The organism is Tardiphaga robiniae (assembly GCF_013359755.1).
Taxonomy (GTDB): domain Bacteria; phylum Pseudomonadota; class Alphaproteobacteria; order Rhizobiales; family Xanthobacteraceae; genus Tardiphaga; species Tardiphaga robiniae.
On sequence record NZ_JABMCJ010000074.1, the window covers coordinates 39,614 to 60,451 of the forward strand.

The 20,838-nt window shown below is 61.4% G+C and carries 22 protein-coding genes; 18 read left to right on the top strand and 4 right to left on the bottom strand.

From position 1 onward, the window contains the following. The first annotated feature begins 94 nt into the window (after positions 1-94). The 3 genes from phnD (at position 95) to phnE (HP556_RS06940) (ending at position 3,031) form a co-directional block, all read left to right on the top strand. On the top strand, positions 95-1,033 hold the full coding sequence (gene phnD / locus HP556_RS06930) for a phosphonate ABC transporter substrate-binding protein (protein WP_175366406.1): 939 nt from the start codon (positions 95-97) through the stop codon (positions 1,031-1,033). A gap of 268 nt (positions 1,034-1,301) precedes the next feature. Next, complete coding sequence (gene phnE / locus HP556_RS06935; protein ID WP_093759421.1) at positions 1,302-2,186, top strand: phosphonate ABC transporter, permease protein PhnE; 885 nt, start codon at positions 1,302-1,304, stop codon at positions 2,184-2,186. Beyond that, positions 2,183-3,031 carry a phosphonate ABC transporter, permease protein PhnE gene (gene phnE / locus HP556_RS06940; RefSeq protein ID WP_175366407.1) on the top strand — a complete coding sequence of 283 codons (849 nt, stop codon included), beginning with the start codon at positions 2,183-2,185 and terminating at the stop codon, positions 3,029-3,031. The genes phnE (HP556_RS06935) and phnE (HP556_RS06940) overlap by 4 nt, the downstream gene beginning before the upstream one ends. Here the strand turns inward: phnE (HP556_RS06940) and HP556_RS06945 are convergent, their stop codons facing one another. After that, a complete protein-coding gene (locus HP556_RS06945; RefSeq protein WP_175366408.1) occupies positions 3,032-3,682 on the bottom strand; it encodes a glutathione binding-like protein in 651 nt (216 codons plus the stop codon). 99 nt (positions 3,683-3,781) lie between these two features. On the opposite strand from HP556_RS06945, the gene HP556_RS06950 reads away from it, so the two are divergent. The 7 genes from HP556_RS06950 to HP556_RS06980 all read left to right on the top strand — a co-directional run bounded on the left by HP556_RS06950 (position 3,782) and on the right by HP556_RS06980 (position 9,192). Beyond that, positions 3,782-4,444 (top strand): TetR/AcrR family transcriptional regulator, encoded by a 663-nt coding sequence (locus HP556_RS06950; RefSeq protein ID WP_175366409.1) that lies wholly within the window; start codon positions 3,782-3,784, stop codon positions 4,442-4,444. Positions 4,445-4,534: 90 nt separating this feature from the next. Beyond that, entirely contained in the window at positions 4,535-4,900 is a 366-nt protein-coding gene (locus HP556_RS06955; RefSeq protein ID WP_175366410.1) for a YciI family protein, read from the top strand. Then, the gene (locus HP556_RS06960) at positions 4,897-6,231 is read left to right on the top strand and encodes an RNA polymerase sigma factor (protein WP_175366411.1); all 1,335 of its coding nucleotides are present in this window, start codon (positions 4,897-4,899) and stop codon (positions 6,229-6,231) included. Before HP556_RS06955 ends, HP556_RS06960 begins: the two co-directional genes overlap by 4 nt. Before the next feature lie 170 nt (positions 6,232-6,401). Further along, positions 6,402-6,803: a DoxX family protein gene (locus HP556_RS06965; protein ID WP_175366412.1), complete on the top strand. Its 402-nt coding sequence runs from the start codon at positions 6,402-6,404 to the stop codon at positions 6,801-6,803. A gap of 15 nt (positions 6,804-6,818) precedes the next feature. Continuing rightward, positions 6,819-7,226, top strand: a complete 408-nt coding sequence (locus HP556_RS06970) for a VOC family protein (RefSeq protein WP_175366413.1) — start codon at positions 6,819-6,821, stop codon at positions 7,224-7,226. A gap of 243 nt (positions 7,227-7,469) precedes the next feature. Then, the gene (locus HP556_RS06975) at positions 7,470-8,669 is read left to right on the top strand and encodes a multidrug effflux MFS transporter (protein ID WP_175366414.1); all 1,200 of its coding nucleotides are present in this window, start codon (positions 7,470-7,472) and stop codon (positions 8,667-8,669) included. Positions 8,670-8,709: 40 nt separating this feature from the next. Next, positions 8,710-9,192, top strand: coding sequence for an anthrone oxygenase family protein (locus tag HP556_RS06980; protein ID WP_093759414.1), 483 nt, complete (start codon positions 8,710-8,712; stop codon positions 9,190-9,192). A gap of 23 nt (positions 9,193-9,215) precedes the next feature. Here HP556_RS06980 and HP556_RS06985 read toward each other — a convergent pair whose 3' ends face one another. The 3 genes from HP556_RS06985 to HP556_RS06995 all read right to left on the bottom strand — a co-directional run bounded on the left by HP556_RS06985 (position 9,216) and on the right by HP556_RS06995 (position 14,720). Then, positions 9,216-11,462, bottom strand: a complete 2,247-nt coding sequence (locus tag HP556_RS06985; RefSeq protein ID WP_175366415.1) for a TonB-dependent siderophore receptor — start codon at positions 11,460-11,462, stop codon at positions 9,216-9,218. A 184-nt stretch (positions 11,463-11,646) separates the two neighbouring features. Continuing rightward, on the bottom strand, positions 11,647-12,450 hold the full coding sequence (locus HP556_RS06990; RefSeq protein ID WP_175366416.1) for an SDR family NAD(P)-dependent oxidoreductase: 804 nt from the start codon (positions 12,448-12,450) through the stop codon (positions 11,647-11,649). Between the two features lie 98 nt (positions 12,451-12,548). Beyond that, positions 12,549-14,720, bottom strand: a complete 2,172-nt coding sequence (locus HP556_RS06995) for a TonB-dependent siderophore receptor (RefSeq protein WP_175366417.1) — start codon at positions 14,718-14,720, stop codon at positions 12,549-12,551. Positions 14,721-15,051: 331 nt separating this feature from the next. Here HP556_RS06995 and HP556_RS07000 point away from each other — a divergent pair, with 331 nt between their 5' ends. From HP556_RS07000 to tolQ, 8 genes are all read left to right on the top strand, one after another. Next, positions 15,052-15,699 (top strand): glutathione S-transferase family protein, encoded by a 648-nt coding sequence (locus tag HP556_RS07000; RefSeq protein WP_175366418.1) that lies wholly within the window; start codon positions 15,052-15,054, stop codon positions 15,697-15,699. A gap of 5 nt (positions 15,700-15,704) precedes the next feature. Continuing rightward, a complete protein-coding gene (locus HP556_RS07005; RefSeq protein ID WP_175366419.1) occupies positions 15,705-16,070 on the top strand; it encodes a nuclear transport factor 2 family protein in 366 nt (121 codons plus the stop codon). A gap of 182 nt (positions 16,071-16,252) precedes the next feature. After that, the gene (locus HP556_RS07010) at positions 16,253-17,218 is read left to right on the top strand and encodes a hypothetical protein (RefSeq protein ID WP_175366420.1); all 966 of its coding nucleotides are present in this window, start codon (positions 16,253-16,255) and stop codon (positions 17,216-17,218) included. Positions 17,219-17,408: 190 nt separating this feature from the next. Continuing rightward, the gene (locus tag HP556_RS07015; protein ID WP_175366421.1) at positions 17,409-17,825 is read left to right on the top strand and encodes a YciI family protein; all 417 of its coding nucleotides are present in this window, start codon (positions 17,409-17,411) and stop codon (positions 17,823-17,825) included. Positions 17,826-17,852: 27 nt separating this feature from the next. Then, entirely contained in the window at positions 17,853-18,278 is a 426-nt protein-coding gene (locus HP556_RS07020) for a YciI family protein (protein ID WP_175366422.1), read from the top strand. A gap of 163 nt (positions 18,279-18,441) precedes the next feature. Further along, positions 18,442-19,146 (top strand): TetR/AcrR family transcriptional regulator, encoded by a 705-nt coding sequence (locus HP556_RS07025; RefSeq protein ID WP_092139180.1) that lies wholly within the window; start codon positions 18,442-18,444, stop codon positions 19,144-19,146. A gap of 107 nt (positions 19,147-19,253) precedes the next feature. Further along, complete coding sequence (locus HP556_RS07030; RefSeq protein WP_089263604.1) at positions 19,254-19,733, top strand: DUF2852 domain-containing protein; 480 nt, start codon at positions 19,254-19,256, stop codon at positions 19,731-19,733. A gap of 387 nt (positions 19,734-20,120) precedes the next feature. After that, complete coding sequence (gene tolQ / locus HP556_RS07035; RefSeq protein ID WP_089261977.1) at positions 20,121-20,834, top strand: protein TolQ; 714 nt, start codon at positions 20,121-20,123, stop codon at positions 20,832-20,834. The last annotated feature ends 4 nt before the right edge of the window (positions 20,835-20,838 follow it).

The following is a 20,838-nucleotide window of genomic DNA, read 5'->3' on the forward strand; positions in this document are numbered from 1 at the left end:
TCGCGGTGACGTCATCGTAACGATGCCATCGCCGCGATAGACGCGCCTTCTACCAAGAAAAAACGTTTCACCTCAGATCAAAACAGGGACTGTCATGATCAACCGTCGCTCCATTCTGCTCAGCGCCGCGGCGCTGGCTTTCGCCGCCACCACTGCTTCGGCTCAGGACTACAAGGCCAAGTATCCGGAACTGACCTTCGCCATCATCCCGGCAGAAAACGCCTCGGGCGTCACCGAGCGCTGGGCGCCCTTCGTCGCCTATCTGTCGAAAGAACTCGGCGTGAAGGTCAATTTGCGCATCGCCAATGACTACGCAGCCGTCATCGAAGGCCAGCGCTCCGGCAACATCCACATCGCCAGCTATGGTTCGGCCTCGTTCGCGCGCGCCCGCCTCACCGGCGTCAAGACCGATGCCTTTGCCAACGACATCAACATCGATGGCTCGACGGGCTATTACTCGGTGTTCTTCGTCAAGGCGAACAGCGCTTACAAGACCATCGATAATCTGAAGGGCAAGAACCTCGGTCTGGTCGATCCGAATTCGACCTCCGGCAACAACGTGCCGCGCTTCGAGCTGGACAAGATGGGCATCTCCGATGCCGACACCTATTTCAGCAAGGTCGTGTTCACCGGCAGCCACGAAAATGCGCTGCTGGCGCTGTCGCAGGGCACCGTCGATGTCGCCGCCAACCAGTGGACCAACGACAACGACTCGACGCTGCAGCAGATGCTGACCAAGGGCATGCTGAAGAATGCCGACGGCACGCCGATGAAGAAGGAAGACTTCCGCATCATCCACAAGTCGGCCCCGATCATCAACGGCCCCTATGCCTATAGCTCCGACCTGCCGGAAGAGCTGAAGGTCGCCATCGCCAAGGCCTTCGTCGATGCACCGACCAAGGACAAGGCGGCTTTTGATCGCCTGTCGGACGGCCAGAAGAAGGGCTTCCATGCCGCTACCACCAAGGATTGGGACGCGACCATCGACCTGATCAAGTTCGTGGACGCGCTTCGCAAGAAGAAGGCGTCCTGATTGCCTGATCATTGAAGGGAGCCGGATCAGCAATGGTCCGGCTCCTTTTCTGCGTGGAACGCTGCGGTTTCTTCCCTCGCCCCGCTTGCGGGGAGAGGGTGGCTTCGCGAAGCGAAGACGGGTGAGGGGGAGCCAGCAAGTGAAACACTGGCTCCCCCTCACCCGAAGCCTCGCTAACGCTCGGCTCCGACCTCTCCCCGCAAGCGGGGAGAGGTTATCCTGAGCGCAGCGACCTGACTGTATGTTACTTTCATAGGCACAACCTTTCATGTCCGCCGCCGTTTCCATCCTTCCGGCTCCGCAGCTCGCTGCGCTGAACGATGCCTACCGCAAGGCGGTTGCGCGCCGGCGGTTGCGCACGCTGTTCGTCGTGGTGGCCTGCTTTGCAGCGCTGTTCGTCGCGGCGCTTGGTGCCGAGGTCAATCTCAGGACCTTCATCGAAAAGATAGGCAACTTCGGCAGCTATTTCGATCGCATCTTCACGCTCGAAGCCGGCACCCGGGTCTGGACCGACGTCAATGAATGGTTCTGGGGCTGGAAGAAGTGGCTGTCGCTGCTCGGCGAGACTGTGCTGATCAGCTATGTCGGTACGCTGATCGGCGCCGTGCTGGCCTTCGGGCTCAATTTTCTCGCGGCCGAGAACACTGCGCCCTCAGTGCCACTGCGCTTTGCCGTGCGCCGCTTCATGGAATTCTGCCGAACCGTGCCGGATATCGTGTTCGCGCTGATCTTCGTCATCGCCTTTGGCCTTGGCCCGATGGCCGGCGTGTTGGCCATTGCGATCCACTGCGTTGGGGCGCTCGGCAAGCTCTATGGCGAGATCGTCGAGAATATCGATATGAAGCCGGTGGAAGGCATTCGCTCGACCGGAGCGGGCTGGATCGACTGCATGCGCTTTGCGGTGCTGCCACAGGTCGCGGCCGGATTTGCGAGCTACACGCTGCTGCGCTTCGAGATCAATGTGCGTGGTGCCTCCGTGATGGGCTTCGTCGGCGCCGGCGGCATCGGCCAGGAACTCGTCGTTGCTGTCAGAAAGTTCTATTATTCCGACGTCAGTGCGATCCTGCTGATGATCATCGTTACCGTGTTCATCATCGATATCGGCACCGGCTGGCTGCGCGGCCGTCTGTTCGGCAAGGAAGCCAGATCATGAACAGGCAGCCTGACATCAATACCCCCGCATTGCGCGGGCGCTATCCTGATGTCTTCAACCGCCCGATGGCGTCGCGCGCCGGTGTGCCCGCCATCCTGGTCGCGGCGCTGGCATTGTTCATCTTTGGGCTCAATGAACTCGATTTCTCGCCGGCGCGGATGTGGACCGGCCTGCGCGAACTCGGCTGGATCACCATGATGATGATCCCGCCGGATCCCGGCTCGTCGCTGCCTGCCTATCTGCACGCGATGGGCGAGACGCTTTCGATCGCGCTGCTTGGCACCACCCTTGCTGCAGTGTTCGCGCTGCCGGTCAGTCTGCTCGCGGCACGCAACGTCATTCCATCGGCCTGGCTACGCTTTCCGGTGCGACGTTTTCTGGATTCGATCCGCGGCGTCGATACGCTGATCTGGGCGCTGGTCTGGATCAATGTCGTCGGTCTCGGCCCGTTTGCCGGCGTGCTGGCGATCGCGATTTCGGATTTCGGCGCGTTCGGAAAATTGTTCTCGGAAGCTATCGAAGCCGCCGACAAGAAGCAGGTCGAGGGCATCCGCGCTTCCGGTGGCAGCGCGCTGCATGAGATTCGTTTCGGCCTGATGCCGCAGGTGCTGCCGGTGATTGCCGGTCAGGTGCTGTATTTCATCGAGTCCAACACCCGCTCCGCCACCATCATCGGTATCGTTGGCGCGGGCGGCATCGGTCTTCAGCTCGCCGAGCAGATCCGCGTGCTGGAATGGCAGAAGGTCTCGTTTCTGATCCTGATGATCCTGGTAGCGGTGGCGGCAATCGACTGGATTTCCAGCCGACTGCGCTTTGCCATCATCGGTCGCCGCGCGGTGGCGTGATCACGCCGCCGCCTTGTGACGTTCCTGTTCGGCCTTGAACAGTTCGAACTCTTCAGTGACCGCGCGCACGATGCTCGGCCGTTCGCGCAGGCGCTTGTGATAGGCCTTGATCGCCGGCCAGTTGTTCAGATCGATCTCCGGCAACACCATCGTCCAGTTCAGCACCGTGACGAGGTAGGCGTCGGCGACGCTGAACCTGTCGAGCAGGAAGTTGCGTCCGGTGAGATGGTTTTCGAGATAGGTCAGCCGCGACAGCCCGCTTTGTAGTGCATAGGCCTTCATCTCTGGGGGCGCCTTCTTGGCTAGCAGCGGCACGAATAGGCCCTTGTGCAGCTCGGTGCCGATGAAACACAGCCACTGCTGCAGCCGGCTGCGGTCGATGCCCGAACCCGCGGCGATGGGGGAGTGTGGAAACCAGTCGGCGACATGCTGCAGGATCGCAGCATTCTCGGTGAGGATGACGCCATCGTCGGTGCGCAGCGTCGGCACCAGACCGAGCGGATTCACGTCGCGGAAATCCGAACCGTCGTTGCGCACCTCCTTGTTCAGTGGATCGACCTCGAAGAACCGGGCTTCGGCGCCGGCTTCGGCCTCATACAGCGCGATGCGAGTGGCCATCGAACAGGCCATCGGGGAGAAATACAGATCCATGGAAGCCTCCTTGAGATAGCGGACTGTTACGACCTGTCCGCCGGTTGATTTTCGTACCGTCTCGCATAATATAAATTCGGTCAAGGGATTTAATGCGAAATGGTACAAAAAAAGAAAAAGCCCGTCGTCGTGGCGAAGCCGGAGGTGGCCACCGAGCCGAAGCGCCGCGGCAGGCCACGCGCCTATGAGCCCGACGTGGCGATCGGTCAGGCGCTGGCGCTGTTTCGCAAAGGCGGTTATGCGGCGACGTCGCTCGACGATCTCAGCGAAGTGACCGGCATGAACCGGCCGTCGCTCTACGGCGCCTTCGGCGATAAGCGTGCGCTCTATATCAAGAGCTACCAGCGCTATCGCGACGACTACACCGTCCGGGTCATCGCGATCTTCAAGGCCGATATCGACGTCCGGGAGCGGCTGCGCCGGTTCTTCGATGCGGCACTCGACATCTACACCACAGGCGATACCGCGCCGCGCGGCTGTTTTGCTGTCATGACGGTGGCGTCCGACGCTATCGCCGATCCGGAGATCGGCGCGATGATGCGCGAAAATTTTGTCGAGCTCGATGACGCCTTTGGCTGGTGTTTCAAGACCGCCGTCGCGCGCGGCGAATTGCCGGAGACGATCGATGTTCCCACGCTGTCGCAGATGGCGTCTGCGATACTGAATATGCTCTCGATCCGGTCCCGTGCCGGTGTTCCGCGTGTAGAGCTGGAGGCGTTCCTGCAGAAGGCGGTCGGCCTGTTATGCCGGTCCTCCGCGTGACGTGTTCCACGTCGTCGCGCTCCCAACAATAATTTCCGCTAACCTGTCGGGATCGCACGATGCCGACCGTCTTTCATCCAAGGAGACCCCATGCTTTACGCCATCCTCTGCTACCATGATGAAGCCGTTGTCGGCGGCTGGTCGAAGGACGAAGACGACGCCGTGATGGCGAAGCTCGCCGTTGTGCACGGCAAGCTCGCGCAGCAGGGCCGGCTCGGTCCCGTTGCGCGACTGCTGCCGACCACCGCGGCGACAACGCTGCGCAAGGACGAGCCGTCGGTGGTGCTGGATGGCCCCTTCGCTGAAACCAAGGAACAGTTGCTCGGCTTCTATGTGGTCGAGGCAGAAAATCTCGACGGCGCGCTGGAGATTGCGCAGGACCTCGGCCGCGCCAATCCCGGCGGCGCCTATGAAATTCGCCCGATCGGCGTCTTCCACGGAGCGTTCCAGCCATGACCGATGTCGCCTGGATCGATGCGGCGCTGACCTCGGCGCGTCCCCAGGCGCTCGGTGCGTTGCTGCGCTATTTCCGTAACCTCGACACCGCGGAGGAGGCGTTCCAGAACGCCTGCCTGCGCGCGCTGAAGACCTGGCCGCAAAATGGCCCGCCGCGCGATGCCGCCGCCTGGCTGATCATGGTCGGTCGCAATGTGGCTATCGACGATATCCGCCGCGGCGCGAAGCAGCAGCCGCTGCCGGAGGACGACCACGCGATATCCGATCTGGACGATGCCGAGAGCGAGCTCGCCGAGCGTCTCGATGGATCGCATTATCGCGACGATATCCTGCGGCTGTTGTTCATCTGCTGCCATCCGCAGCTCCCGGCGACGCAGCAGATCGCGCTCGCACTACGCATCGTCTCGGGCCTGACAGTGAAGCAGATCGCCCGCGCGTTCCTCGTCTCGGATGCCGCGATGGAACAGCGCATCACGCGCGCCAAGGCGGCAGTGGCCAAGGCCAATGTGCCGTTCGAGACGCCCGGCGCGCCGGAACGCAGCGAGCGTCTCGCTGCCGTGGCCGCCATGCTCTATCTGATCTTCAACGAGGGTTATTCGGCGTCAGGCGAGAGCATCGATCTGCGCGCGCCATTATGCGAGGAGGCGATCCGCCTGGGACGGCTGCTGCTCAAGCTGTTTCCGGCCGAACCGGAGATCATGGGCCTCGCAGCGCTCATGCTGTTGCAATATGCCCGTTCGGCGGCGCGCTTCGATGCCAATGGCGCGCTCGTGTTGCTCGACGATCAGGACCGTACGCTGTGGAACGGCAAGATGATCGCCGAAGGCCTGGCGTTGATCGACAAGGCGATGCGGCATCGCCGCACCGGCGCCTATCAGATCCAGGCTGCCATTGCCGCGTTGCATGCCCGCGCGGCCAAGCCGGAAGACACCGACTGGGCGCAGATCGAGTTGCTTTATGGCTCGCTGGAAATCCTGCAGCCGTCGCCGGTGATCACGCTCAACCGCTCGGTGGCGGTCTCGAAAGTGCGCGGTCCCGAAGCGGCGTTGGAGATGATCGCGCCATTGGCCGCAAAGCTCTCGAACTATTTCCACTTTTTCGGCGTGCAAGGCGCATATCTGATGCAACTCGGCCGCAACGATGAAGCGCGGGAAAGCTTCAACCGCGCCATCGCGCTGGCCAATACGTCGGCGGAGGCCGATCACATCCGGATGCATCTCGACCGGCTGATGCTGGAGAGCAAGCCGCCGAACAGTAGCCGCAAACGAAAGACGGGCGAGACGCTTTCTGCTCCCTCCCCCCTTGCGGGGGAGGGCCGGGGAGGGGGGTAACCACAAGCGATGGCGTGTGTGGCACCCCCCTCCCGGCGCTGCGCGCCACCCTCCCCCGCAAGGGGGGAGGGAAGAAAGTACACCGCGAATAATTTCTATGGCGGTGTCGGATTGCGTCGATGCCGCTCGTCTTTGAGACATCGGCAGCTATTCGAACACAGGACCATTTCATGCCCGTTTCCCCTACCGCGCTCTGGATCGGCCGCATTCTCAGCGGCCTCGTCATTCTCTTTCTTGTGATGGATGGCGGGATCAAGCTGGTGCCGATCAAGGAGGTTACCGAGACCATGCAGCAGCTCGGCTATAGCGGCAGTATGGCGCAGGCGCGCGGCCTTGGCGTTCTCACGCTGCTCTGCGCATTGTTTTACGCGACCCCGCGCACGTCCGTTTTCGGCGCCATTCTGCTCACCGGGCTGCTCGGTGGCGCGATGGCGACACATCTGCGCGTCGACAGCCCGCTGTTCACGCATCTGTTGTTTGGCTTTTACATCGGCGTGATGGCATGGGGTGGGCTGTACCTGCGCGATCCCGCTATGCGCGCGATGATCCCGATCCGAAACCAGAGTCTTTAACCGGAGGAAAGAACGATGCAGGTCAATCCCTATCTTCACTATAACGGCAATTGCGAAGAGGCCCTCAATTTCTATGTGAAGGCAATCGGGGCCAAGATCGACGTCATCATGCATGTGGAAGGCTCGCCCGCGGCGGAACAGATGCCGCCGTCGATGGCCAAGAAGGTGCTGCATGGCCAGATCTCGGTCGATGGCGAGGTCATCATGGCTTCGGACGCGCCGCCGGATTATTTCGAGAAGATGCAGGGCATGTCGGTAGCGCTGCAGATCAAGGATCCTGCTGATGGCGCCAAGGTGTTCGCGGCATTGTCCGAGGGCGGCACCATCAAAATGCCGTTCGGGCCCACGTTCTGGTCGAAGGGATTCGGCATGTGTGTCGATAAATTCGGTGCGCCCTGGATGATCAACTGCGCGATGGAGTGATGTGAGGCGTACGCCGCTTTCTTACCTCTCACCGCACTTGCGCGGGGAGAGGTCGCGGCGGGTGAGGGGCGGGGCACGATGCCAACCGCTTGATTGGCGTGTAGGGTTCTCTTCCGCTACAAGGCGCCCCGTCAGATCATTGGTGTTGTGAGAGGCTGTGCCTTGCTCCTCATCTCAGCCGGCGTGTCACGATCAGCGATCGAAGATGCGTCGCGGCCACGTTGAATAAGAAAAGAAGATCCCATGTCCGCCTTTACCCGCAACGCCGTCGTGCTCGGCCTGCTCTCCGCCGTCGGCCCCTTCGCCATCGACATGTATCTGCCGGCGCTGCCGGCGATCACCGCCGATTTGCACACCACGACCTCGGCGACGCAGATGACGCTGATTGCGTTCTTCATTGCTTTCGGCCTGTGCCAGATCGCTTATGGCCCGCTGTCCGACGTCTATGGCCGCAAGGCGCCGCTTTATGCGGGTCTGACGCTGTTCATCGCCGGCTCGATCGGTTGCGCGCTGGCACCGGGTGTGGCCTGGCTGATTGCGTTCCGCTTTGTCCAGGGTCTCGGCGCCGCCGCCATGGGCGTGATCCCGCGCGCCATCATTCGCGATCTGCACACCGGCCCTGAGGCGACGAAACTCATGGCGCTGGTGATGCTGGTATTCTCGGTATCGCCGATCCTCGCGCCGCTCGGCGGCAGTGCGCTGATCGTGCCATTCGGCTGGCGCGCCGTGTTCGTTGCAACGACCATCGCAGCCGTCATTGCCCTTGTGTTGGTGGCCGCGTTGCTGCCGGAGACGCGCCCTGCGCATGAGCGCATCTCGGGCAGTGTGCGCAATGTGCTCGGCAGCTTCGGCGAACTGCTGCGCGACTGGCACTTTCTCGGGCTCACCTTCATCGGTGGCCTCGGCATGGCGAGCTTCTTTGCGTTCCTGGCGACGTCGTCCTTCGTCTATATCGGCCACTATGGCCTGACGCCGACGCAGTACAGCCTCGCTTTCTCGGTGAATGCCATCGGCTTCATCGGCGCCTCTCAATTCGCGGGGTTCCTCGGTGGCCGCTTCGGCATGGGCCGTGTGGTGATGGCGGCGGTGTCGGCCTATGCGTTGTTCGCAGTCGTGCTGCTGGCGCTGACACTGGCCGGCTTCACCAGCCTTGCCGTGCTGATTCCGCTGCTGTTCGTCTCCTTCGCCTTCCTCGGTCTGGTGATCCCGTCCACCATGGTGCTGTCGCTGGAGAATCATGGCCCCATCGCGGGCATCGCATCGGCCTTGGGCGGTACGCTGCAGATGGTCAGTGGCGGCGTGATGATCGGCGTGTCTGGATTGTTCTTCGACGGCACCTCACTGCCGATGGTGGCGACCATCGCCTGCACGGCGGTTGCTGCGCTTGTCGTCAGTATTGCCACGCTGCGCCCGCGCGAACTTTCGCCGCAGCTCGCGGAGTAGTAAAACTGCTAGGCTGAGCACCGACAGGGTCGAGGTGAGGATGGGACGAATGTCGTTCGGCCTGACATTTGCGGCAGCGATAGGCTCCGGCCTGATGGCCGGGTTGTTCTTCGTGTTCTCGGTCACGGTGATGACCGCGCTCGGCAAGCTGCCAGCGCCGGCCGGTATTGCCGCGATGCAGTCGATCAACAGCACGATTCTCAGCCCGCTGTTCCTCACCGCTTTTATGGGCACGGTGCTGCTCTGCGTCATCATCGCTGTGATCGCGGTACTGAACTGGTCGCATCCGGCGTCACCCTATCTCGTCACGGGTGCGCTGCTCTATACCGTCGGTACCTTCCTCGTCACCGTTGTCTTCAACGTGCCGCTGAACGACGCGCTCGCTGCCGCGCCAGCCGACAGCGCCGAGACTGCAAGTCTGTGGACGCGCTATCTGTCGGTCTGGACCGGCTGGAACCACGTGCGCACGGCGGCATCCACCGGCGCGCTGGCCTTTTTTATGCTGGGGCTCCGCGTTCTCTAGTGCAGACCTGCTGCCTCGTCGCCTCAGAACCGATACGTCGCGGTGCTCAGCAGCGTGCGGCCCATGCCGTAGAAGCAGTCGCCGAACGACAGACAGGTGGCGATGTTGCGGGTGTCGGCAATATTGGTCGCATTGAACTGCAGCCGCCACGGGCCATTGTCCCAGCGCACCATGGCATCGAACAGCGTGTAGTCCGGCGTGCGCAGCACGTCGATGCCGTCCCAGGATTCGCCGATATAGCGCACACCCGCGCCGACGGTGACGTCGGGCAGGCCGAGCGATGCCAGGCGATATTTTCCCCACAATGAGGCCTGCTGCTGCGGCACGCTGGCGACGCGCTTGCCGGCATTGTCGCCGGATTCGATCCGCGCGTCCGTATAGGCATAGGCGCCGATCAGGTCGAGATTGGGTGTGACGCTGGTCAGCACTTCCAGCTCAAGGCCCTTGATCCGCACCTGGCCGGTCTGGATCGAGAAGACGCCGGGTCCGGAGGACAGCCGGTTGCGCTCGGTGGTGTCGTAGATCGCCGCATTGATCGCAGTGCCGGCAAACGGATTGTACTTGAAGCCGACCTCGAACTGCTCGCCGCGCACCGGCTTGCAGAACCCGCTTTCGCAGGTGTTGGCGCCGAATACCGGGTTGAACGATTGCGCCCAGGACACATAGGGCGTCACGCCGAACGGCAATTCGTACATCAGCGCGGCGCGGCCGGTGGTGGCCCTGTCGTTCTGGGTGGGCAGTCCCTCGACACTATAGCTGACATAGTCCTGCCGCACGCCGAGCAGCGCCAGCCACGGGCCCAGCCGCATCTGGTCCTGGGCATAGAAGCCGGTCTGGCCTTGCTGCGCCTGGGGATCGTCGGTCAGCGACGCGGAGAAACTACTATAGACCGGGGCATACAGATCGAACGGCCGCGGATCGAGGCCGCTGCCGCTGCGGGTTTTCTCGTGCAGGCCGAGATAGTCGATGCCCACCAGCACCTTGTGCGACACCGCGCCAGTCTGCAGCTTGATTTCGGCATTGCTGTCGGAGGTGAAGGCGTCCTTCGCGGCCTGACGGGCGTAGTAGATTCGCTGTACGGTCCGCCGGCCGGGATCGAGGAATGGATTGGTCGGGTTGGAATACAGGTCCGGATACATGATGGCGTAATCGCCGTCGGTGTGGCTGTAGCGGAAGCTCTGCTTGATCTTCAGCGCGTCGCCGAAGCTCTGCTCGTAGAGGCTGGTGATGCCGCCGGTGGTGATGTTGTAGCGATCGTAATTCGGTTCGCCGGCGAAGCGGTTGACCGGAATATAGCCGTTGGGGCCGGGCTTCAGCACGCCTTCGATGGGCAGGAAGGCGCTGAACGAGCTGGAACTGTCCTTCTGGTAGTTGCCGAGCACGGTCCAGGAGATATCATTGGTCGGGCGCCAGGTCAGCGACGGCGCCAGCAGGATGCGGTCGTTCGGCACGTAGTCGACCTGCGAGTTGGAGTCGCGCAATACGCCGACGAAGCGATACAGCCACTCGCCATCCTTGGTCAGCTTGCCGGTGGAGTCCATCTGCAATTGTTTGCGGTCGAAGGAACCATACTGCACGCCGATCTCGTTACGGGATTCGGCCTGCGGGCGCTTCGATACTTCGTTGAGCACGCCGCCGGTGGACGAGCCGCCATATAGCACGGACGATGGCCCGCGCAGCACCTCGATGCGCTCCAGCGCGTAGGGATCGCGGCGCCATTCCAGTACCTGACTGAGCCGCGAGCCCTGCATGCCGTCGAGATAGCGGCTCGGCTCCTGGCCGCGGATCAACGTGTAGTCGCCGCGGGCATCGCCGCCGAACGGATCGGCGGTCACGCCGGGCACATAGCGCAGGGTTTCCTGGACAGACAGGCCGCCCTGGTCGGTGATGCGATCGGCGGTCACGACCGAGATCGACTGCGGCGTTTCGCGGAGTGGCGTGTCGGTCTTGGTGCCGCCCATGCCGCGATTGGCGAGATAGCCCTGCACCGGCCCGGTGGCAGTTTCCGCGCGAACACCGGAAGCAGCGGTGGCAGCCGCAACCGGCGCATTGTTGCGCGCCGCAGCCTGGCGTGTTGCATGCGCGCGTGCCGTCGATGGGCGGGTCGCGCGCGCACGCGCGGCCTGTCGAACGGGTTGATCCACCACCACGGCAGGCAATGCAGTGCTGCCTTGCGGCGATTGCGCCTGCGATGGTGTCGTGATCAGCGCCAGCATCGGCAGCGCCGTCCCGACCAGCCATCCCAGATGTGTGGAAGATTTGAATGTCATTTGCCCGCACCCCATTACCAAGTGATGCAGGCGACTTATCACGCAGCGACGCAGCCGGAAGACGTCCGGGGCGTCATACAATTAGTCTGGAATTAGTATCTCTCTAAGTTGGCAAAGCTGCGCGATCGAATCGGCAGCCGCGCAATCCGGATGATGCTGCACGTCATCCGGGCACGGACCTTCGCTAGCCGTTGATGCCCTCGCGCCGCAGCGTCGGCAGGCCGATGCCGGTGGCGTCGAAACCGCCGTCGACCGCCAGCATCTGGCCGGTGATGTAGCTCGACCGGTCGCTGCACAGGAAGAAGATCGCGTCCGCGAGTTCGTCCTCGCCGCCATAGCGATTGAGCGGGATCGCATCGTGATAATCGGCGCGGATCGCCGGCGTATGCACGGCCTTGGCCATCGCCGTCTCCACCGGGCCTGGCGCCACCGCATTGACGCGGATGCCGAGCAGCGCGAGCTCGACAGCGGACTGCTTGGTGAAGTGAATGATGCCGGCCTTGCTGGTGCCGTAGGCGACGCGCAGGGTGGACGCGCGGAGCGCCGAGATCGAGGCGATGTTGACGATGGCGCCGCCGCCATGCTCGCGCATCAAGGGGGCCGCCGCCTTGGTGCACAGGAACGGGCCGGTGAGGTTCACGGCCATGATGCGTTCCCATTCCGCCAGTGTCGTCTCGAGCAGAGGCTTGAAATTCGCGATGCCGGCATTGTTGACCAGTGCATCGAGCCGGCCGAAGCGGGCCTGCGTGGCGGCAAAGGCCTTGTCGACAGCAGCGGCGTCGGAGACATCCGTATGCAGCGCCAGCGTGTTGTCGGGATCGTTCAGCGCCTTGACGCTGGCATCGAGCAGCTCGCGCTCGATATCCAGCAGCGCGACACGATAGCCCTCGCCAAGAAAGCGCTTGGCGACCGCAAGGCCGATGCCGCGTGCGGCGCCGGTGACGAGTGCAACCTTGCGAATCTGTTCCTTGCCGTCAGCCTTGGTCATGTCCTGCCCTATGTCTTGCTCATTTCAGGGCTGTTTAGAGAACGTGAGCGGCCGGGACAAGCCCGGCCACTCTTCGATCAGGTGACGATGTGCGGAGTTCAGAACCGATAGGTTGCAGAGCCCAGCACCGTCCGTCCCATGCCCGGAAAGCAATCGCCACGGGCAAGGCAGGTGGTCATGTGGCGCTTGTCGGCGAGGTTGCTGGCGTTGATTTGCAGCCGCCATGGACCGGTCTCGTATTTGATCATGGCATCGAACAGCGTGTAATCTGGCGTCTGCAGCGTATCGGTGCCGTCCCAGGAGGCGCCGACATAGCGCACGCCGCTGCCGATGGTGACCTCGCGCAGGCCGAGCGCGGACAGCCGATAGGTGCCCCACAGCGACGCCTGCTGCTCTGGCACGATCTCGACGTGTTTGCCGGCATTGTCGCCGCTCTCGACCTTGGCATCGAGATAAGTATAGGCGCCGATCAGGTTGAGGTCCGGCGTCACCTTGGTGATGACTTCCAGCTCGGCGCCGCGGATGCGGACCTGACCGGTCTGGATGGACAACAATGGATTGGTGGGGTCCGAGGCGAGCCGGTTCTTCTCGACAGTGTCGAAGATCGCGCCATTGATCGCGGTGCCCGGGAACGGATTGTATTTGAAACCGACCTCGTAGATCTCGCCGCGCTGCGCCTTGCAGATACCGGCGCAGACATTGGCACCGAATACCGGATTGAATGACGTCGCATAGGTCACATAGGGATTGAAGCCAAACGGCGTCTCATACATCAGGCTGGCGCGGCCGGTGGTTGCCCGCGTGTCCTCGTCGGGGCTGCCGACGACGCGATTGCCGACGAAATCCTGCCGGATGCCGAGGGTTGCGAGCCATGGACCCGCGCGGAGCTGGTCCTGCGCGTAGAGGCCGAGCTGGTTCTGCCGGACGCGCGGATCGTCGAACAGTTCGGGCGCGATCGTCGTCGTGTAGACCGGCGCATAGAGATCGAACGGAGTCGGATCGAAGGCGCTCCCGGTGCGGCTGCGTTCATTGATCTCGCGATAGTCGGCGCCCACCAGCACCTTGTGGCTGACCGGGCCGGTGAGGAACTTGAACTGCAGATTGTTGTCCATGGTGATCTGGTCGCGGGTTGTCTCCTGATTGTCCAGGAACCGCGCAACCGTCCGGCGATCGGGATCGAGGTAGGGGTTGGCGGGGTTCGAGAAGCTGTCCGAATAACCGGTGCGATAGATGCTCTCGATATGAGTGTAGCGCAGGTTCTGCGTGAACTTCACCGCGTCGTTGAAGGAATGCTCGAAGATGCTTCCGATGCCGGAGGTTTCGACCTGGTACAGATCGTAGCCGGGATAGCCGGTGAAACGGGTGATGGGAATGAGGCCGTTCGGGCCGGGATAGAGCATGCCTTCATGCGGCATGAAACCGGTCCCCGTGCTCGACTTGTCCTTCTGGTAGAAGCCCTGAATGGTCCAGTTGGTGTTGGTGGTCGGTCGCCAGGTGAGCGACGGGGCGAGCAGGATGCGGTCATCCGGCGTGAAATCGGTCTGCAAGTGACCGTCCCGGAACACGCCGACGAAACGATAGAGCCAGTCGCCGTCTTTGGTCAGCTTGCCGGTCGTGTCCAACTGGATCTGCTTGCGTCCGAAGTTGTCGAACTGCACGCCGATCTCATTGAAGCCTTCTGCTCGCGGCCGTTTCGAGATCAGGTTGATCAGGCCGGCCACCGAGGTGTCGCCATACAGCACGGAAGGGCCGCGAAACACCTCGACGCGCTCCAGCATATAGGGGTCTTGCCGCCATTCGCCGAACTTGAAGGTGTTCACGACGCGGGTGCCATCGAGGAAGATGTTGGGGTCCTGACCGCGGACGCGCGGATAGTCGCCGCGCGAGTCCATGCCATAGGGGTCGGCGAGCACGCCGGGCACATAGCGTATGGCTTCCTGAACATTCGTGACCCCTTGATCGGTCATGCGGTCGGCGGTCACCACCGAGATCGATTGTGCGGTCTCGCGCAGCGGCGTGTCGGTCTTCATGCCGGTGGTGCTCTGCCCGGCGAGATAACCCTGGACCGGACCCGTGCCGGATTCGAAAGCCGGAGCGGCGGTCGCGGCCGGCGCCGTCGACCCCCGCGCTGCAGTTCGACGGCTGGCGGCGGAGCGCGTCGCCTGCGACCGCTGCGGACGTGCCGGCGTGGCACGCGGTTTGGCCTGCTCGACAACGACGGGCGGAAGCTGGCTCTGCGCCTGCGCCGGAGCTTCGATCGCGAAGGTCATAAGAACTGCGATAGACGCTCCGAAGAGTCGCTGTGAGGTTTGGGAAATGGCCACGCTTACGCTCCTTAGCTAATTTTCAGCTAAGTCGGTAACGCGCGCGTGAAGCGGTGTGAACGGCAAATGGCCATTTCCACAGGCTGCCAGCTTAGTATCGTTCTACTTTTCGAGCTCTGAATATGTCCAAGGCCCGCATGGAAGGATTTTGGCTCCCCTGTCGCGAAAATAGGCCGATACTTGTCGGGACGCGTCGAGCCCATTCGTCCTTGGTTGACGTCATTCGCCAGGCTCATGCAGCGGCGATGTATTTCATCCATCCTGACAGGAGGTTCCCTTGTCCCTCACACTGCATTTCCATCCGCTGTCGTCCTATTGCTGGAAGACGCTGGTCGCGCTGTACGAGAACGACACGCCGTTCACGCCGCATATGGTCAATCTCGGCGACGAAGCCGAGCGTGCGGCGCTGTTGAAACTGTGGCCGATCGGCAAATTCCCCGTGCTGCAGGACGATGCGCGCGGCGCGATCGTGCCGGAGTCCTCCATCGTCATCGAGTTTCTCGACCGGCATTTTCCCGGCCGCACGCGTTTCATCCCCGATGGCGACGCCGGCCTGCAAACGCGGCTGCGCGATCGCTTCTATGATCTCTATGTGCACACGCCGACGCAGAAGATCGTCGGCGACCGTCTGGTGCCGGCTGACAAGAAGGATCCGCATGGCGTCGCCATGGCGCGGGCCCAGCTCACCACGTCCTACGGCATGATCAACAGGCAGATGGCGACGAACGTGTGGGCGATGGGCACAGCGTTCACGCTCGCCGACTGTGCGGCTGCGCCGGCGCTCTACTACGCGAACAAGGTGCATCCGTTCGGAGACGCGCATCGCAACGTCTCGGCCTATCTTGGCCGGCTGCTGGCGCGTCCATCATTCGCGCGGGTGGTGAAGGAGGCGGAGCCATACGCGCACATGTTTCCGCAGGAGTGAGCATCATGAGTGCCGACAAGGCCGGGATCATTCGAAACCTGTTTGCAGCCTATTTGCGCAATGACCGCAAGGCCGTCGAAGATACGTTCACGGACGACTTCACCTTTACGAGCCCATTCGATGACGGGATCGACAAGGCGACCTATTTCGTTCGCTGCTGGCGTGTCGCCGACTGGATCGCGCAGCATGATCTTGAGCGTATCGCGGTCGATGGCGATGTGGCTTTCGTGACCTATCGTTGCGTGGCGAAGGACGGCAAGAGCTTTCGCAACACCGAAATCTTCGGCTTCCAGGGCGATCTCATCCGGTCGATCGATGTGTATTTCGGTGCGACGCATAGGAATGGGGTGTTTTTGAAGTGGAAATCTTAGCGCTCATTCTTCAGCAAGAATAAAAAGAGGTAAGGGGCAAAGCGAAGATTGCAGCCGAAGTATGCGGAGCTGCGCAACTATCCAATCGCGAAGAATAGCTTGAGTGGTATAGGATTCATTCGGGCTGTGTATAGTGGAATTAACGTTGTAGATTTGCATGAGAAGAATTGGCGGGGTGCGCGGTGCTAACTTCAAACTCTAAGAACGTAGTTGCGGAGATTCGAGCCACGATTGCAGCGCGTGAGTCATTGGTGCGAGCCCGTGTGCGGGGCAAGTTGCAGTTCTTAAGCCCATCTCTTCCTGAAGGAGTGGAGCGAAATCACTCTTCAGTCTTTTGGATTCTTCAGGCCCAGCTTGGCACTCTCGACAAGATGAAGAGCTCGTTCGCTCTGGAAGCTGAGCCTGGAACTTTTGAACTATTAGCAATCGCTCGCAATTTATTCGAGAATGTTATTTGGCTTCGCCTCTTCAACAGAGAAAGAGAGTATGGGCTGCTGTTTTACGAGCAGCTTCTCAAGCAACAAAAGCAAAATACGGAAATGTTCATAGCCAAGGCCAATAGCGAGATATCTCTCTTTCACGAGTTTGAGAGAATTGATGGAGAAAATCTCGACTTTTCATTCTTTTCGGTTTTGGAGGGTAATCCAACAGACGAGGAAATTCAGGCAGCGCAGGTTACTCACCGCAATTTGACCGATGATCTTGATAATAAGGCGCGTCGCGCCTTTTCCATTTACGCTAGCGCAGCAAAATTCAATGGCTATGGATATCAATGTAACATCATTCGAGAGAAGGAGTTGCCGCGTCAGCTCTTACAGCTCGCGGAAATACAGAAGAGTCTTGATAAACTTTGCAGCGCGAAATGGAGTATTCTTAGCGAACCTATGTTTCGTTTGTCTAAGGTGCGTTGGAACTGGAAAGATCGCGCCAATGACGTCGGGATGATTGAACAGTACAATTTTCTCTACGCCTATACGAGCAGGTTGCTGCACTCGACCCCCATGAACCTAATTACTGAAAAGCAGCTTTCTGCTTCTGAATCTGCGATGATGCTCGATTATGCATTCATCACTATTCTTGACATTTTTGATTTAATCGATTCGTTTTCGTTTCCGGGGCAGGCAAATGTAGCGGTGTTCGACCTGTAACGAAGAGTACCGTCAGTTATGTCGGGTACGTCGCTCGTTTACGCGAGGATTTCGCCGTGCCTAGGGCGGGCTAGAAGTGCCGCTCCCGAAATTATTTCGTAAACGTGTCGGTGCCGCACAATCCCGTTCGTCTAGTTACAGAGGGTTCGTTGGGCAAGGCCATGGACCGCTAGTGAACAAGGAGAGACCGATGCGTTTCATGGTGATTGTGCATGCGAACAAGGACACCGAAGCCGGCGTGATGCCGACGACGGAACTGCTGACCGCGATGGGCAAGTTCAATGAAGAGATGTGCGATGCCGGCGTGATGCAGGCCGGCGAGGGGCTGCATCCAACATCGAAAGGCGCGCGCATCGTCTTTACCGGCAGTGAGCCAGTGGTGAAGCAGGGACCGTTCGATGTGACGCGCGATCTGATAGCGGGCTTCTGGCTGATCGATGTCGCCTCGAAGGACGAGGCGATCGCGTGGATGAAGCGCGCGCCGTTTGCGGCCGGCGACGAGATCGAGATCCGTCAGGTGTTTGCGGCCGAAGATTTCGGCGACGCCCTCACGCCCGAATTGCGCGAGAAGGAAGAGCGTCTGCGCGCGCAAGCCGCGAAGAAATAAGCGACGAGATCAATAGGGATAGTGACCATGCGATTCATGATGCTGATGATCCCCGGCGGCTATGAGACTGCGACGCCGGGCACCGTGCCGGAGGATGTCGAGCGCGTCGCCGCGATGATGGCCTATAACAAGGCGCTGATGGACGCCGGTGTGCTGATCACCTGCGACGGATTGCACCCGCCATCGATGGGCGCGCGGGTGTCCTTTCCATCCGGCAAGCCGGTGGTGACCGACGGGCCGTTCGCGGAGTCCAAGGAAGTGCTCGGCGGCTACTGGATGATCGACGTCGCCTCGCGCGACGAGGCCATCGCCTGGGCCAGTCGCTGCCCGGCGACGCCCAACGAGGTGATCGAGATCCGCCAGGTGCAGGAAATGGCCGATTATCCGGAGGACGTGCAGGCCGTCGCCTCGGGATTCGAGGAGATGCAGACCACCGCAAAGCGGCTCGGCTGAGGCAAAATCACTGCGACGGGCATGAAACGGTCGTGTCGCAACACGGCCGCGTGCCTGCCGCAGGATTTCCGCATGCGGCGGGCGTTGATTTGTTGAGGGAATTTGTGCCGGTCACACCGTTTTGGTGTGACCTTTTGGCCCGGCTCATGTTAAAGCCCTTCACATGAGCTGGCGCAAAGACAGCCGCGGCGAGCGCGGTTATCACCACGGAAATCTGAAAGAGGCGCTGCTGCAGGCAGCGCTCGGGCTGATTGCGGAGAAGGGGCCCGCGGGTTTCACCTTCGCCGATGCCGCGCGCACGGCCGGCGTCAGCGCGGCTGCGCCCTATCGCCATTTCCGCGATCGCGACGATCTCCTCGCCAGCATCGCGCAGCGTGGCTTCGAGCAGTTCGAGCAGGTGCTGACGGCGGCGTGGGATGATGGCCGTCCGAATACGGTCACGGCCTTCGAGCGGATCGGCAAGGCGTATTTGAACTTCGCCCGCACTGAACCGGCTTTCTATTCGGCGATGTTTGAATCCGGAATCCCCGTAGATTCCAGTCCTGAACTGGCCGCGGCGGGAGAACGTGCCTTCGGTGTGATTCGTGCGGCGGCAGAACGTTTGGCCGCCTTGACGCCGCCCGGTGTGACGCGTCCGCCGGCGATGATGATGGCGCTGCACATCTGGTCGCTGGCGCACGGCGTGGCCTCGCTGTTCGGCCGCGGCGATGCCGCGCGGCGCAAATTGCCGATGTCGCCGGACGACCTGCTGGAGGCCGGCGCGCTGATTTATTTGCGCGGACTGGGCTTTCCAACCGACCAAAACGTCCACAAGTCCGACACATCTACAGCGCCCAAATCGGGTCCTTGGGGAACCGCCCCAAAATAATTTGCGGCGCCCCCCTTGCGGTCGCCTTGACAAAATCCGGCCGTGAGCTACGTATGTAAATGTTATTTACATTCACAAGCGGCATGGTGCCGCTGATGGAGAGGAAAATGGCCAACGCTGCAGATTACAATCGATGGGGTCCACCCGCCGATGATCGGGTGTCCTACCAGATGCGCTCACCATGGCACATCGTATTGATCGTGCTTGGTTTTATCATCTGGTGGCCGGTTGGCCTCGCACTTCTCTTCTTCACACTCGGGAGCAGAAAAATGGGTTGCTGGGATCGTAACGGCCGTTTCGAGAACAAGATGGAGCGGATGCAGTACAAGATGGAGCGCATGCGCAACCGCATGGAGCGCTCAGGCTTCGGGTCGGGCTTCGGCTTCGGCCCGCCGACCTCGGGCAACCGCGCCTTCGACGAATATCGCGTCGAAACCCTGCGCCGCCTTGAGGAAGAACAGCACGAGTTCAAGAACTTCCTCGATCGTCTGCGTCACGCCAAGGACAAGGAAGAGTTCGACCAGTTCATGGCGCAGCACCGCCCAAAGCCGACCCCGCCATCGGATAACAATCAGCCGCAGGGCTAACAGCCCCAAACTGATAGCGTCAGGCGGTAGCGCCCCCTTCGCCCGATGCCGACATCGCCGCCCGTCTGATCATTCAGGCGGGCGGTTTTGCTTTGTCACGGGCCCTTCACGAACAAGCGAATACCGCTTCATTTCTCGGCCAAAACACGCTTTGGTAACTCCGCATTAACCATGACTGGCGTCTGGTAAAAGCCGCAGAAACGCGTGCAAGCCCTTGTTTTGACATGTTGGCAGGGAATTTAGGGCTCGGCTTCGGACAAGCCCTCCATGCGACACAACAAGAACATTGCACTGGCGTTCCGCGCCGCGCGCGATGCGTGGCCGCGGCACCAGCGATGAGCAAGTCGCTGGCAAATTGAGGATTTTTGCGTTGAGAGGATACCGTTCATGAATCCGGCCGATGTGGCGCAGTCAGCCCTGCCGCTGGCTTCATCCGACGTTTCGCTGATCGCGCTGTTCCTGCAGGCCCACTGGATCGTGAAAGCGGTCATGCTGGGACTGCTGGGCTGTTCTGTGTGGGTCTGGGCGATCGCGATCGACAAGATGTTCCTGTATGCGCGCACACGCCGCGCCATGGACCGGTTCGAGCAGGCCTTCTGGTCCGGCGAGTCCATCGAGGATCTGTACCGCGCGCTTTCCGCCAAGCCGACGCAGTCGATGGCGGCGTGTTTCGTCGCGGCGATGCGCGAGTGGAAGCGGTCTTTCGAAAGCCAGGCGCGCTCCTTCACCGGTCTGCAGATGCGCATCGACAAGGTGATGAACGTTTCCATAGCCCGCGAGGTCGAACGCCTCGAGCGCCGCCTTCTGGTGCTGGCGACGGTTGGTTCGGCCGGCCCCTTCGTCGGCCTGTTCGGCACCGTCTGGGGCATCATGTCGAGCTTCCAGGCGATCGCGGCGTCCAAGAACACATCGCTGGCGGTGGTCGCACCGGGCATCGCGGAAGCGCTGTTTGCCACGGCCATCGGCCTTATCGCCGCCATCCCGGCGACTATTTTCTACAACAAATTCACGTCAGAAGTGAACAAACAGGCCCAGCGCCTGGAGGGGTTTGCCGACGAGTTTTCAGCGATCCTGTCGCGCCAGATCGACGAGCGCGTCTGATGGG